The organism is Tsukamurella paurometabola DSM 20162 (assembly GCF_000092225.1).
GTDB lineage: Bacteria > Actinomycetota > Actinomycetes > Mycobacteriales > Mycobacteriaceae > Tsukamurella > Tsukamurella paurometabola.
This window is the reverse complement of the sequence record NC_014158.1, coordinates 3,550,115-3,563,110: the sequence shown is the minus strand read 5'-3', so window position 1 is coordinate 3,563,110 and position 12,996 is coordinate 3,550,115. Positions and strand designations below refer to the sequence as shown.

Annotated in this window: 9 protein-coding genes; 8 read left to right on the top strand and 1 reads right to left on the bottom strand. The window is 68.9% G+C overall.

Translation table 11 applies throughout. The features are described from left to right. The first annotated feature begins 10 nt into the window (after window positions 1-10). The 3 genes from TPAU_RS17365 to ccrA are packed head-to-tail and all read left to right on the top strand — an operon-like array spanning window position 11 to window position 8,422. Entirely contained in the window at window positions 11-6,247 is a 6,237-nt protein-coding gene (locus tag TPAU_RS17365) for a type I polyketide synthase (RefSeq protein ID WP_013128054.1), read from the top strand. Continuing rightward, the gene (locus TPAU_RS17360) at window positions 6,244-7,053 is read left to right on the top strand and encodes a thioesterase II family protein (RefSeq protein WP_013128053.1); all 810 of its coding nucleotides are present in this window, start codon (window positions 6,244-6,246) and stop codon (window positions 7,051-7,053) included. Before TPAU_RS17365 ends, TPAU_RS17360 begins: the two co-directional genes overlap by 4 nt. 43 nt (window positions 7,054-7,096) lie before the next feature. Next, on the top strand, window positions 7,097-8,422 hold the full coding sequence (ccrA, locus tag TPAU_RS17355) for a crotonyl-CoA carboxylase/reductase (protein ID WP_013128052.1): 1,326 nt from the start codon (window positions 7,097-7,099) through the stop codon (window positions 8,420-8,422). A gap of 43 nt (window positions 8,423-8,465) precedes the next feature. Here the strand turns inward: ccrA and TPAU_RS17350 are convergent, their stop codons facing one another. Beyond that, window positions 8,466-9,410, bottom strand: coding sequence for an alpha/beta fold hydrolase (locus TPAU_RS17350; RefSeq protein ID WP_049825888.1), 945 nt, complete (start codon window positions 9,408-9,410; stop codon window positions 8,466-8,468). A 161-nt stretch (window positions 9,411-9,571) separates the two neighbouring features. Between TPAU_RS17350 and rfbA the strand changes: the two genes are divergently transcribed. The 5 genes from rfbA to rpsG all read left to right on the top strand — a co-directional run bounded on the left by rfbA (window position 9,572) and on the right by rpsG (window position 12,968). Further along, the gene (rfbA, locus tag TPAU_RS17345; RefSeq protein WP_013128050.1) at window positions 9,572-10,447 is read left to right on the top strand and encodes a glucose-1-phosphate thymidylyltransferase RfbA; all 876 of its coding nucleotides are present in this window, start codon (window positions 9,572-9,574) and stop codon (window positions 10,445-10,447) included. A gap of 29 nt (window positions 10,448-10,476) precedes the next feature. Beyond that, the gene (locus tag TPAU_RS17340) at window positions 10,477-10,869 is read left to right on the top strand and encodes a DUF5313 family protein (RefSeq protein WP_147291106.1); all 393 of its coding nucleotides are present in this window, start codon (window positions 10,477-10,479) and stop codon (window positions 10,867-10,869) included. 9 nt (window positions 10,870-10,878) lie between these two features. Then, the gene (locus TPAU_RS17335) at window positions 10,879-11,760 is read left to right on the top strand and encodes a DNA-3-methyladenine glycosylase family protein (RefSeq protein WP_013128048.1); all 882 of its coding nucleotides are present in this window, start codon (window positions 10,879-10,881) and stop codon (window positions 11,758-11,760) included. Window positions 11,761-12,123: 363 nt separating this feature from the next. Next, window positions 12,124-12,498 (top strand): 30S ribosomal protein S12, encoded by a 375-nt coding sequence (gene rpsL / locus TPAU_RS17330; protein ID WP_013128047.1) that lies wholly within the window; start codon window positions 12,124-12,126, stop codon window positions 12,496-12,498. Continuing rightward, a complete protein-coding gene (gene rpsG / locus TPAU_RS17325) occupies window positions 12,498-12,968 on the top strand; it encodes a 30S ribosomal protein S7 (RefSeq protein WP_013128046.1) in 471 nt (156 codons plus the stop codon). The genes rpsL and rpsG overlap by 1 nt, the downstream gene beginning before the upstream one ends. Window positions 12,969-12,996: the final 28 nt, after the last annotated feature.

The following is a 12,996-nucleotide window of genomic DNA, read 5'->3' as shown; positions in this document are numbered from 1 at the left end:
CGGCATCCCCATGAGTGAAGAGAAGCTCCGCTCCTACCTGCTCAAGGTCACCGAGGACCTGCAGAAGACCAAGCGCGAACTGGACCGGACCCGTGCGGAGGCCACCGAGCCGATCGCGATCGTCGGTATGGGCTGCCGCTACCCGGGAGGAGTGGACACCCCCGAAGGTCTCTGGCGCCTCGTTCGCGACCGGGTCGACGCGGTCACCCCGTTCCCGGCCGACCGCGGCTGGGATCTCGACGGCCTGTACGACCCGGACCCGGATGCTGTGGGCACGTCGTACGCGCGGGAGGGTGGATTCCTCGCCGATGTCGCCGGATTCGACGCCCCGTTCTTCGGCATCTCGCGGCGGGAAGCCATCGCGATGGACCCGCAGCAGCGCCTGCTGCTCGAGGTCGCATGGGAGGCCCTCGAGCACGCGGGCATCGCACCGGCCTCCCTGGCGGGCACTTCGACCGGTGTCTTCGCCGGTGTCATGTACCAGGACTACGGTCGGCGACTGGCGTTTCCTCCGCCTGAGGTCGAGGGCTACCTCGGTGCAGGCGGGTCCGGCAGCATCGCCTCGGGGCGAATCGCGTACGTGCTCGGACTGGAGGGTCCCGCGGTCACGGTCGACACCGCGTGTTCGTCCTCGCTCGTCGCGGCCAGGCACGCGATGACCTCGCTCCGGCAAGGAGAGTCCTCGCTGGCGTTGGTCACCGGGTCCATGGTGATGTCCACACCGGTGGCCTTCGTCGACTTCGCCCGCCAACGCGGACTCGCCGCGGACGGCCGATGCAAGGCATTCTCGGACGGAGCCGATGGCACCGGTTGGGGCGAGGGGGTGGGCGTGCTCGTACTGGAACGCCTATCCAGCGCCCGTCGCAACGGCCGCCGGGTGCTCGCGCTGCTGGAAGGCGCGGCCATCAACCAGGACGGCGCATCGAGCGGGCTCACCGCGCCGAGCGGCCCGTCGCAACAGCGGGTGATCCGGGCCGCACTGGCCGATGCGCGGATCACGGCCGACGACGTGGACGTCGTCGAAGGGCACGGCACCGGCACGAGCCTCGGTGACCCGATCGAAGCCCAGGCAGTGCTCGCCACCTACGGCGCCGGCCGATCAGCGGGACTCCCGCCGCTGGTGCTGGGATCCCTCAAGTCCAATATCGCCCACACCCAGGCTGCCGCTGGGGTCGGAGGCATCATCAAAATGGTGATGTCGCTGCAGAATGCGACGATCCCGGCGACGCTGCACGCGGATACCGCGTCGACGCGGGTCGACTGGGATTCCGGCCGAGTCGAGCTGGCCACTGAAGCGAGGCCGTGGCCGGCTCACCCGGACCGGCCACGCCGGGCCGCTGTCTCGTCCTTCGGGTTCTCCGGCACCAATGCGCACGTGATCGTGCGGGAGGCACCCACTGACGACGCCGCGCCTCCGGCGCCCGAACCGACTCCGGACGCGGTACCGGAGGTGGAACCACCGGCGGTACCCCTGATCGTATCGGGTAAGGGGCAACGCGCACTGGCCGCACAACTCGACAAGCTCGCGGATTTCGTGACGGGAGAGGCGACCTCGATTCCGCCGGACACCCGGGCCGCCGATATCGCCTACTCGTGCGCCACCACCCGGTCGGCACTCAGTCACCGCTGGGCCGCCACCGTGCCGGTGGGCGCCTCGCCCGCCGTGATCGCCGAGAGGTTGCGTGCGGGCGCCGACGAGATCCGTAGCGCACCACCACGTCAGGTTCCGCCCTCCGGTCGAACGGCGTACCTGTTCTCCGGGCAGGGATCGCAGGCCGTCGGTATGGGTGCCGAATTGGCACACACCTACCCGGTGTTCGCGGCCGCCGCCGAGGAGATCGGCGCCGAGATCGCCCGCCAGACCGGAATCGACATCGCGGCAATCATGTTCGGTGATCCGGCGGTGTACGCCGCGGAGCTGGCGAGCACCCGGATCTCACAACTGGCGCTGCTCACTCACGAGGTCGCGATGTACCGGCTCCTCGAGTCCTGGTCGCTGACGGCCGATTACCTGATCGGGCACTCCATCGGAGAGATCGCCGCGGCGTACGTCGCCGGCGTGTTCACCCTCCCGGACGTGGTGAAGGTAGTGGCGGCGCGAGGCGAACTGATGGGCAGTACGGCGCCGGGAGTCATGGTGTCCGTCCGGGTCGACGAGCGCGAAGTCGCGGACGCCCTCGCCGCCGCAGCCCGTACCGGCGCCCCGGGCGTGGCGATCGCCGCCGTCAACGGCCCGCGCGCCACCGTGATCTCCGGTGCGGCGCAGGACGTTGCCGCGGTTCTCTCGCAGCCCGTGGCCGCGGCGTGGAAGACGAAGCGACTCGACACCGCGCACGCCTTCCACTCGCCGGCCATGGAGTCGGTGGCCGAACGGTTCGGCGAGATCCTCGCCGGAGTGACGATGTCCGCACCCCGGCGCAAGGTGATCTCCACGGTGACCGGCGCACCGGCGGCCGCGGCGGACGGAGACCTGGTGACACCGGAGTACTGGGTGTCGCACCTGCTGGGCAGCGTGCGATTCGGTGCCGCCGTGACCTCCGCCCTCGACAACGGCGTGACCCGGATGCTCGAAGTGGGGCCCGATGCCGCACTCACCTCGCTCGCCCGCGCGGCGGACACCGAGCGGCCACTGACCGCGCACCCGACGCAGAAGCGGCATCAACCGCAGGCGGTACAGCTCCTCGATGCCGTCGGTGCGCTCCACGCCTCCGGAGCCGATGTGAACTGGGAGGCGGTCTTCGGGCCGCACCACCCGCGGCGGGTGCCCCTGCCCACGTACGCATTCCAGCGCGAACGCCTGTGGCTCGAGGACGGTGGCGCCGACCACGTCGGGGGTCGGGAGCGGCTGGCGCATCCGATCCTCACCTCGGCGACGGAGCACCCGGGTAGCGGCGACATCATTGTGTCGGGAAGCCTGAGCCCCACCCGTATCCCCTGGCTACGCGAGCATGCCGTGGCAGGCACCCCCATCCTGCCCGGTACCGGGTTCCTCGACCTCGCCCTCAGCGCGGCGACGCATATCGGTGCCGATGTGATCGAGACTCTGACCATCGCTGCGCCGCTGTCGGTGGCCGACGAGGTGAGCATCCGGATCGTGATCGCGCCACCCGACGCCGACGATGCACGCCGTGAGGTTCGGATCTACTCCCGCGATCCCGGGCCACTGGCGGCCGAGCCCTGGCGACTGCACGCCACCGGTGTGCTCGGCGGCAGTGCCGCCCACGACGGCGACGTGGATTCCGGGGGCGGCGAGGGAAAGCGGCTCGCCGTCGAAGGCATGTACCAGCGCTTCGCCGACAACGGATTCGACTACGGTCCCGCGTTCCGTGCGGTGGTGGACGCGAGCGAAACCACGGGCGTGGTGCACGCCACCGTGCGGCTCGCGCCCGGCCTCCCGCAGGCCGGGCACGCCCTGCATCCCGTCTTCGCCGACGCGGCTTTGCATCCGATCGCGCTCTCGACCGCGCTGCTCAGCGTTACCGACGGGCGTGGCCGGATGCCGTTCGAGTTCACCGGGGTACGGCGCTACGGGCACCCGTCCGGTGCGACACCGACATCGGGCCGGGTCCGGCTCGAGGCCACCGGCCCCGACTCCGTCGCAGTGCGCATCGCCGATGATCACGGCGCGCCGGTGGTCACCATCGAATCGCTCGTGCTGCGCGCCGCAAGCCCCGCGGCGACCGGTGACGGCGCCGTCGGCGAGTTCTTCACCGTTGCGCAACGGCCACTTCCGGACGCGCCGGCCTCCGGGGCCGCTCGGATCGGGGCGCTCGGTCCCGATCCGGCAGGAATCGGCGAACTCCTGGACCGCTCGGGCGTGCACGTGGAGGCGTACGCCGATATCCCGGTGCTCATCGACATCCTGGGCACCGGAGCCCTGCCGCCGCCCGCGGTGTACGCGGTGATCGACCTGGCGGACCGCGGAACCGCCCGTGCGCGACAGCTGCGCGAGCGGCTCTGCGAGACCGCTGACCTCCTGCGCGCCTGGGTGACCACGGAGGAACTGGCCGCCACCCCTCTGGTTCTCGTGATCCCGCCGAGCGGGGACTCCGCGCTCGTCGCCGGGGTCCGCGGCCTGATCCGCAGTGCGCAGAACGAGAACCCCGGGCAGATCAGGGTGGTGACGCTCGACAGTGTCGAACGTCTCGGGGCGGCGCCCCTGCTCACCGCGCTCACCGCCGCCGAGCACCCCGAACTCACGATCGCGGACGACGGCACCGTCCGAGCGCCCGAACTGGAACCACTGGCTGTATCCGCTACAGGATCGTCGGCATGGGCCACCCGCTGGTCGGTGGGCACCGTCGTCGTCACCGGAGCGAACGGTGCTCTCGCGACGGAACTCGCGACGCACCTGGTGCGCGAACATCGCGTGACATCCCTGGTCCTGTGCAGTCGCAGGGGCGGATCCGCACCGGGCGCGGCTGGGGCGGCGACGACACTGAGCGAGCTCGGCGCATCGGTCCGGCACCTCGCCCTCGACGTCGGCGATGCCGATGCCGTGGCCACCGCGCTGGGGCCACTGGCGACGGAGATCACCGCCGTGGTGCATGCCGCCGGAGTGATCGACGACGCCACCCTCGCCGGCGTGGACGCCGACCGTCTGGACCGGGTTCTCACACCGAAAGCCGATGGTGCACTGGCACTCCGATCCGTCCTACCGCATGCCGATCTCGTGTTGTTCTCCTCCGCGGCCGGGACGTTGGGGGGTGTGGGGCAGGGCGCGTACGCGGCGGCCAATTCGTGGCTCGACGGATTCGCCGCCGATCCACCGGCGGGTGCCGGCCGCGTGATCTCGTTGGCCTGGGGGCCGTGGTCGGATGATCACGGCACCGATCCCGACGATGCGCCCCGCCCGAACCGATCGGGATTGCGGGCGTACACGGTGCCCGGCGGCCTCGCCGCGTTCGACGGTGCGCTCTCCCATGTGCACGGCACCGGACAGGGCGGCGCTCTCGTCCTGCTGCGGGTGGACCGGGCCGGCCTGCGGGCGAACAGCGGGTCTGCGGTGCCGCTGCTCGCCCGGATGGTCCCGCAGCGTCGCCGCACCGTGCCCCGTAGCCACGAGGCCGCGGCGGCCGAGAAGAAGCGTCCGAGCGACGTGCTGCACCGCGAGCTCGCGGTCGTGCTCGGTTTCGCACCCGACGCGGAGGTCGAAGCGGGCGCGGCGCTGTCCGACCTCGGATTCGACTCGCTCACCGCCGTCGACCTCCGGAACCGGCTCACCCGCGAGCTCGGCGTGCGCCTGCCGGCGACCTTGGTGTTCGACCACGAGACCATCGACGACCTCGGTACGTATCTGGACGGACTGATCGACGATACGAGCACGAGCGGCACATCGCCGGCGACCACGAGCGGTGAGGACGTCGCCGCCGAGCCCGGAGGCGGCCTGCTGCTGCCGATCTACAACCAGGTGTTCACCTCGGGTAAGTGGACGGAGACCTTCGCGTTCCTCCGCTCGGCGGCGGCCCTGCGCCCCGAGTTCAGCGGCCCCGCGGACATCGCGGAGGGACTACCCCGCATCGCGACCCTGGCGCCCGCGGTAGCCGGTGCCGCCCACCTGTACTGCCTGCCGTCGTGCATCGCCATGGGCGGGATCCACCAGTACGCGCGGATCGCATCGGCCTTGCGCGGGAAGCGGGGGGTCTCCGCCGTAGGCATTCCCGGATTCGGTGTAGGAGAATCGATCCCCGCCAGCATTGACGCTGTCGTGGCCGTGCAGGGCGAGGCCATCGCCGCGCACGCGCAGGCCGTCGGTTCCGATCCGGTGCTGCTCGGCTCGTCGGCGGGGGGCTGGTTCGCAGCGGCGGTCGCGGCCTATCTGGAGAACACCGCCCGGACCGTGGCCGGCGTCGTGCTCGTCGACACCTACCTGCCGCAGAGCAACCTGGTCGACCAGTTCGGCCTGGCACTGATGGACGGTATGGCCGAACGCGAAGGCACGTTCGTCACACTCACCGACGAGCGTCTCTCCGCGATGGGCTGGTACCTGGACATGTGGAAGCACTGGCAGCCCGATAGCCTCTCGACGCCGACCCTGCTTGCCCGGGCGACCGAACCGCTCTCCGCTGGGCTCGCCGAACTCGGCACCGACTGGCGCGCGAGTTGGCCGCACCGTCATCACGCGATCGACATTCGCGGCAATCATTTCTCGATGCTCGAACAACACTCCGCCGACAGTGCTGCGGCCATCGACGAATGGATCAGCAGCGCGGTCGACGCCGACCGGAAAGGCAGGGTGCTCTCGTGAGTATCGATCCGCTGTGGCTGCGCAACTATCACGACACACCGTCCTCGGCCCCGGTCGTGGTGTTCTTCCCGCACGCGGGCGGTTCCGCGAGCTACTTCCACCCGATCTCGGCCGCGCTGGCGCCCGCCGTGCGCTCCTTCACCGTGCAATACCCCGGCCGGCAGGACCGGATGCGCGAGCCCCTGATCGATTCGATCCCCGAACTCGCCAGCCGGGTGGTACCCGCGGTGGCAGAGGTGCTGGCGCTACCCGATGCGCGGTCGGTGACCTTCTTCGGCCACAGTCTGGGCGCCAGCGTCGCCTATGAGGTGACCCGCCTGCTGGAGGCCGGTGGCGGCCCGGCACCGGACCATCTCATCGTCTCCAACCGCGGGACACCGGACGATCCGCGGAATCTGGGTATCCATGCCCTTGCCGACGCCGATCTCGTCGCCGAGGTCGATATGTTGGCGGGCACCGCGCGGTCGGTGCTCGCGGATCCGGAGATCCTGGCGATGTTCCTGCCGGCCATTCGCAACGACTACCGGGCCGCGGAGACCTATGTCGGCCCCGCGACCCCGGTCCGGGCCCGCATCACCTCGATCGTGGGCGCGACCGACCCTCGGGTGAAGGAGACCGATATGGCGGGGTGGTCGCGCTACACCACCTCCGAGTTCGGCCATCGCCGCGCCGCGGGCGGGCACTTCTACCTCTCCGAGGATCCGGCCGCCTTCGCCGAGCTCATCACCGATGTGGTCACCTCCGCCGATCGCGATGCCGTTGCGGCTTCCTCGCGCGGATCCGATGGCGCGGCCCGGCCGCAATGACACCCGTCTCGTACCCCGTTCGTTCGAGTGAAGAGGAAGCCCGATGACCCGACTGTCCGAAGTAGCCGTCCTCACCGGGGACGAGATCGCGAATCTGACGCTCCCCGAGTCGTACCGGGCTGTGACCATCCACGCCGACGAGCAGGACATGTTCGACGGGGTAGACCCGTCGCAGCGCGACCCGAAGAAGTCACTGCATGTGGACGAGGTTCCGATTCCCGAGCTGGGCCCGGGAGAGGCCCTCGTCGCAGTGATGGCGAGCGCGATCAACTACAACACGGTGTGGTCGGCCATCTTCTCCCCGATCAGCACCTTCAGCGCGCTCAAGCGATACGGAGCGAAGTCCGATCTGACCAAGCGGCACGATCTGCCCTACCACGTTCTCGGTTCGGACCTGGCCGGCGTGGTGTTGCGGGTCGGACCCGGTGTCACCAAGTGGAAGCCGGGCGATCGAGTGGTCGCGCACTGCCTGCAGGTGGACCTCGAAGGCCATGAGGGACACGATGACTCGATGCTCGACGAGGATCAGAAGATCTGGGGTTACGAGACCAACTTCGGTGGCCTCGCCGATGTCGCTCTGGTCCGCGCGAATCAGCTGATGCCCAAGCCCGCCCACTTGACGTGGGAGGAGGCGGCCTGTTGCGGCCTGGTCAATTCCACGGCGTACCGGCAGTTGGTCTCACGCAACGGAGCGAACATGAAGCAAGGTGACACCGTGCTCATCTGGGGCGGAACAGGTGGCCTCGGATCGTTCGCGAACCAGTACGCGCTCAACGGAGGTGCGATCCCGGTCGCCGTGGTCTCCAGTCCCGACCGGGTCGCGCAATGTCATCGAATGGGCGTGGAGCGGGTCATCGATCGCAGCGCGGAGGGGTACCGGTTCTGGGACGGCGACGAGCCGAACTACAAGGACTGGAAGCGGTTCGGATCGCATATCCGAAGCCTGACCGGTGGCGATGATCCGGATATCGTCTTCGAGCATCCGGGGCGGGAGACCTTCGGAGCGTCGGTCTACGTCGCGAAGCGCGGTGGCACGATCGTGACCTGCGCCTCGACATCCGGATTCCGCCACGAGTTCGACAACCGGTACCTCTGGATGAACCTGAAGAGCATCATCGGAACGCATTTCGCGAACTATCGCGAGTCCTGGCTCGCGAACCGGATGGTGTGCAGGGGAACCATTCACCCCACCTTGTCGAGGACGTACGGACTCACGGACGCCGCGGACGCCGTGGCGGCCGTCCGATCCAATACCCATCAGGGCAAGGTCGGAGTCACCTGCCTGGCGGCGGCGCCGGGGGAGGGCGTCACGGACTTCGAAACCCGGACCAGGCACGCGAAGAAGATCGACCTGTTTCAGGGGCTCTGACGCGAGCATCTTCACCCCCGACAGCGGCGGTGTGCGTTCCCGACTAGGATTTCGCGCGTTGGAACAGTTGCTGGACTTCCTGATTCAGCTCGGACGGATACTGCATGGGCAGGGAGTGTGTTCCCTCGGGCCAGATCCGGACGGTGCTCGCCGGTAGCTTCTCGGCGGTCCGTGCCGCGGCGTCGGCGTCCGTCACAGAGCTCTTCGCCCCCAGTCCCACGAAGGTGGGCATGGTGAGGCGGGCGAGATCGTCGGAAGTCAGCTGCATCGGGGTGGGTAGCTTCGCGCGGAACCCTTCGGTGGCGGCATCGATCATGCGGCCGAGGGGCGAGTCCTCGGTGGACTCGGACCCCTGGGCACCCCCGATCACGGCGAGTCCCTTCTGACGCCAGGACTTGGGGAGGAAGGGGATCGACGATGGCAGCGTCGCGAGATACATCTGCCACCGCAATCCCGCGAAGACCAGGATCGGTTCCCACAGGCTCAACGTCGCGACGCGATCCGGGTGACGCGTTGCGTAGTTGGCGGCAGTCCATCCGCCGAACGAATGGCCGATCAGGTTCACCCGGGTGAGCCCCAAGCCGTCGAAAGTCTCGTTCAGCCAGGTGGCCTGGTCCTCGCCGTCGCGGATCGGCCCGATTTGCGCGCTCATCCCGGCGTCGCCGAGCGCATCGATCGCGTACACCATGTGTCCGGCGAGCAGACCGGGCAGATTCTGCGACCACATCGGTACGCCCGAGGCGCGGCCGGGAACGAGGACGATCGGATCGGTGCCGGGCCGCGACTCGCCGAACCGGTACACCCGCACGAACCCGTAACTCGTTCGCACATCCCGAGTCTCGGCTGCGGGTGGCAGATCGCCGAAGGCCTGCCGGTAATCGGTCAGATACGCCTCGCGGGCGGACGCCGAGCGCCAATAGCCCACTGGGCTCGGATCGCGGAGCAGATACAGCCCGGTGGCGCTGAGCGCCACGGCGATGACGGTCAACGCCGTTTTTTTGAGCCACCTGCGCATATCGGGCCTCCAGACGTCCGTGACTCCACGCTAGCATGGTTACGATGCGCTTGCATTGTGATGTTGTGCCGATCGGGGGATTCCTCTGTCCCGCCGTTACCGCGCTGTTCATATGGCGCCGTTAATCTGCGCACATGCGCGGAATCATCCTGGCTGGAGGCACGGGGAGCCGCCTGCATCCGATCACCATCGGCATCAGCAAGCAACTGACGCCCGTCTACGACAAGCCGATGATCTACTACCCGTTGTCCACGCTGATGTTGGCGGGAATCCGGGAGATCCTCGTCGTCACGACACCGGGTGACGCCGAGCAGTTCCGCCGCTTGCTCGCAGATGGATCCCAGTTCGGGATCGATATCCGGTACGCGGTACAGGAGCGCCCCGAGGGGCTCGCACAAGCGTTCACGCTGGGCGCTGACTTCATCGGGGACGAGAACGTGGCTCTGATCCTGGGCGACAACATCTTTCATGGCCCCGGTCTGGGGGCGCAATTGCGGCGGTTCGCCGTGGTCGACGGTGCCACGGTTTTCGCATACCGCGTCGCCGATCCGAGCGCGTACGGCGTGGTCGAATTCGATGGTGCCGGGCGGGCGATCGGCCTGGAGGGGAAGCCGAGCCGTCCGCGGTCCAAATACGCGGTGCCGGGCCTGTACTTCTACGACTCATCAGTGGTGGACGTGGCGAGGTCGCTGCGACCCTCCGCGCGGGGCGAGTACGAGATCACCGATGTCAATCGGCACTATCTGGCTCGCGGCGCCCTCGCTGTCGAGGTGCTGCCGCGCGGTACGGCGTGGCTGGACACGGGAACCTTCGATGCCCTCGCCGACGCCACGAGTTTCGTGCGCGCTGTGGAACAGCGGCAGGGAACGAAGGTGGGTGCGCCGGAGGAGGTGGCGTGGCGGAACGGCTACATCGACGACGAGCAGTTGTCCGCGCTGGCCGATGGGCTGTCGAAATCCGGGTACGGCGACTACCTTCGCGAGCTGCTGGACCACGATCGAGGGATGTGAATTACATCACATCGGCGTAGCCTGGAGGTATGTCCACTTCAACGGTTCGGACGCGTCCGAACATCCTCGAACGGGTGGAGTACCTCTGCGGGAAACACCTCCCTGATTCCATGCGCGAATGGGTGGTCCGGGACGCCACGGGGCCCGGACACAACCGCCGCTATTTCGTCCGTGGCACCCTCATGTTCCTGCCCTTCGCGGTGGCGCTCATGGTTCTGCCCTCCCCGTGGTGGGTGAAGGCCTCGTTGGCGGTCATGGTGCTGCTTCCGGCCCTGTACTTCTTGAGCGCGCTGCGCGCGGCGTATCTGCAGGAGTTGCTCGCCGATAACGACATCGATCCCCACACGCAGAGCGGTCGATGGCAGGTCGAGCACGACCGGCAGGCCGCCGCCTATGCGCAGAAGTACCGGGCCGGCGGCTAGCCTCGCCGGGTGACGGCCGAGCGATCATGGGAACCGGGCCACCTCCTGGACCTGCACGGCACCGTCGGCGTCCTGCGTCGCGGGCCGCGCGACCCCGCGTTCGCCCGCACCGCCGACGGTGCGCTCTGGCGCGCTGTGCACACCCCCGACGGTCCGGGAACGATCCGGATCCGCCAGGCGGGTGGCACCGTCACCGCGCAGGCGTGGGGGAGCGGGGCGCACTGGCTGCTCGATAGGGCACCCGCCCTCGCGGGCGCCGCTGATGATCCGTCAGCGTTGATCCCACGACACGACGTGGTGGCCCGTGCGGTCGCCGCATCGCCCGGCCTGCGGCTGACCCGGACCGACCGGGTGTGGGAGGCGCTCGTCCCCGCCGTTCTCGAGCAGAAGGTGGTGGGAGCCGAGGCCTGGCGGGCCTGGCGCTACCTGCTCCGGCGCGCGGGCACCCCCGCACCGGGGCCGGGCGATGGGGCCCCCGCCCTGTGGGTGCCGCCGCGTCGCGAGGACTGGGCGGCCATCCCGCCATGGGAGTGGCACCGCGCCGGCGTCGAACCCGTTCGCATGCGCACCGTGATCGGTGCCAGCGCCGTCGAGGTCGAACACCGTGCGGAGCGACTCGCCGCCCTCCCCGGCATCGGGCCATGGACGGTGGCCGAGGTCATCGGGCGCTCGCACGGCGACCCGGATGCCGTCCCCGTCGGTGACTACCACCTGCCGAGGATGGTCGGAATAGCGCTGGTCGGTGAGGCGTTGGACGATGCCGGAATGCTCGAGGTCCTGGCTCCGTACGCGGGACAGCGCGGGCGCGTGATCCGGCTCTTGGCCCGCGCCGGGGTGGACCGCGAACGCCGCGGCCCACGGGTGTCGGTCCGCGACTACCGGCGGTGGTGAACCGGGTCCGCGATCGGCGGAGGCGAACACTTTTGACCACTATGAGTTCATCCAGGTAAGCTTGGTCGCCGTGCCTGGTGAATGCCAGGACGATCGCTCGTGCCCATACTGCAGGCCGGACCTCCGGGACCACGTACGGACACGCGACACGCCCGACCTCGGGGTACGTGCGAGGCGGGTAGCTACTTCCCGGAAACGGGACTGACCAGCAGAGACGGCGAAAGCCGGAACTGCCGGTGGGGCCGCGCTGCGGAAGTCGCACCCTCGATGAGGGACGGCTTGCCCGGAGCTACAACCGCAGCAGTAGAGCCACCGGCCGGACGGCCGATGGCAGCCGAAACGAAGTAAGGAACCTGCGCTTCTATGCCAACTATCAACCAGCTGGTCCGCAAGGGCCGCCGGGACAAGGCGTCTAAGACGAAGACGGCCGCCCTCAAGGGCTCGCCGCAGCGTCGTGGCGTCTGCACCCGCGTGTACACCACGACCCCGAAGAAGCCGAACTCGGCGCTCCGTAAGGTCGCCCGCGTGCGTCTGACGAGCTCGGTCGAGGTCACCGCGTACATCCCCGGCGAAGGCCACAACCTTCAGGAGCACTCGATGGTGCTCGTCCGCGGCGGTCGTGTGAAGGACCTCCCGGGTGTTCGCTACAAGATCATCCGCGGCTCGCTCGACACCCAGGGTGTCAAGAACCGCAAGCAGGCGCGCAGCCGCTACGGCGCGAAGAAGGAGAAGGGCTGATGCCTCGTAAGGGACCGGCGCCCAAGCGCCCCGTCGTCAATGACCCCGTCTACGGCTCGCCCGTCGTCACCCAGCTGGTGAACAAGGTGCTGCTGGACGGCAAGAAGTCCACCGCTGAGCGGATCGTGTACGGCGCCCTCGAGGCGACGCGCGAGAAGACCGGTACCGACCCGGTGCTCACCCTCAAGAAGGCGCTCGACAACGTCAAGCCCTCGCTCGAGGTGAAGAGCCGTCGCGTCGGTGGCGCCACCTACCAGGTGCCGATCGAGGTGAAGGCCGGTCGCGCCAACACCCTGGCCCTGCGCTGGCTGGTGACCTTCACGCGGCAGCGTCGCGAGAAGACCATGATCGAGCGTCTCGCCAACGAGATCCTCGACGCGAGCAACGGCCTGGGCGCTTCGGTGAAGCGTCGCGAGGACACCCACAAGATGGCCGAGGCCAACCGGGCGTTCGCGCACTACCGCTGGTGATCTGATTCCGCGGGCCGGTCGCACCGGC

What these genes read in the sequence shown, in the direction of transcription:
- TPAU_RS17340 (WP_147291106.1), top strand. Translation starts at nt 10,477, where the DNA reads ATGTCCACTTCAACGGTTCGGACGCGTCCGAACATCCTCGAACGGGTG.
- rpsL (WP_013128047.1), top strand. Translation starts at nt 12,124, where the DNA reads ATGCCAACTATCAACCAGCTGGTCCGCAAGGGCCGCCGGGACAAGGCG.
- ccrA (WP_013128052.1), top strand. Translation starts at nt 7,097, where the DNA reads ATGACCCGACTGTCCGAAGTAGCCGTCCTCACCGGGGACGAGATCGCG.
- TPAU_RS17365 (WP_013128054.1), top strand. Translation starts at nt 11, where the DNA reads ATGAGTGAAGAGAAGCTCCGCTCCTACCTGCTCAAGGTCACCGAGGAC.
- rpsG (WP_013128046.1), top strand. Translation starts at nt 12,498, where the DNA reads ATGCCTCGTAAGGGACCGGCGCCCAAGCGCCCCGTCGTCAATGACCCC.
- rfbA (WP_013128050.1), top strand. Translation starts at nt 9,572, where the DNA reads ATGCGCGGAATCATCCTGGCTGGAGGCACGGGGAGCCGCCTGCATCCG.